Source organism: Actinocorallia lasiicapitis (assembly GCF_054778695.1).
Map to the genome: position 1 here is coordinate 1 of NZ_BAAGZI010000833.1, position 824 is coordinate 824.

General features: G+C 76.8%; 1 protein-coding gene. It reads right to left on the reverse strand.

All coding sequences use genetic code 11. The features are described from left to right. On the reverse strand, positions 1–824 hold an 824-nt coding region (locus tag ACYVE7_RS34945), incomplete at both ends, for an ATP-binding protein (RefSeq protein ID WP_460370950.1).

Sequence of the window (824 nt, forward strand, 5' to 3'; positions counted from 1 at the left end):
GGGAGCGACAGCCGCCGCACCGGCCAGACCGCCTCCCCGGTGATCCCGAGCGGTTCCCTGCTCGTCGCCAGGATCCGCAGGTCGGGGCAGTCGCCGAGCAGCCGGGCGGCGACGGCCGTGGCCGCCCCGATCAGATGCTCGCAGTTGTCGAAGACCAGCAGCACTTCGCGTCCGCGCACCGCCGCGACCAGCCGGTCGGCCGAGTCGCCCGCCCCGTGCCGCTCCCGCAGCCCCATCGCCACCAGGATCGCCTGCGCGAGATCCGCGCCGTCCCCGAGCGAGGCCAGCTCCACCAGCCAGACCTCCTCGGGCGGCCCGGCGAGCAGGGCCTGGGCGACCTCCGTGGCCAGCCGGGTCTTGCCCGCGCCGCCGGGGCCGGTGAGCGTGGTCAGGCGGTACCGGGTGACCAGGGCGCGGACCTCGGCGATCTCGGCGGTGCGGCCCACGAAACTGGTCAGCCCCGCCCGGAGATTGGTGGCGGGCCTGGTGTCGGGGGCCGGGCGGGGCGCGGTCTCGCCGCGGAGGATGGAGGTGTGGAGGGCGGCCAGCTCGGGGGAGGGGTCGGCGCCCAGCTCGTCGGCGAGCGCTTCGCGGGTCTGCTCGTAGACCGTCAGGGCCTCGGCGGGACGGCCGTCGGCGACGAGCGCGCGCATCAGGGCGCCGACGAGACGTTCGCGCAGCGGGTTCTCCGCGACCAGCGACGACAGCTCGGACGCCAGGTCACGCCCCCCGCCCTGCCGCAGATCGGCCGCGACCCGGTCCTCGAGCGCGGCCAGCCGGAGTTCGGTCAGCCGGGTGACGGGGGCGCGGAAAGGGCCGGAGGC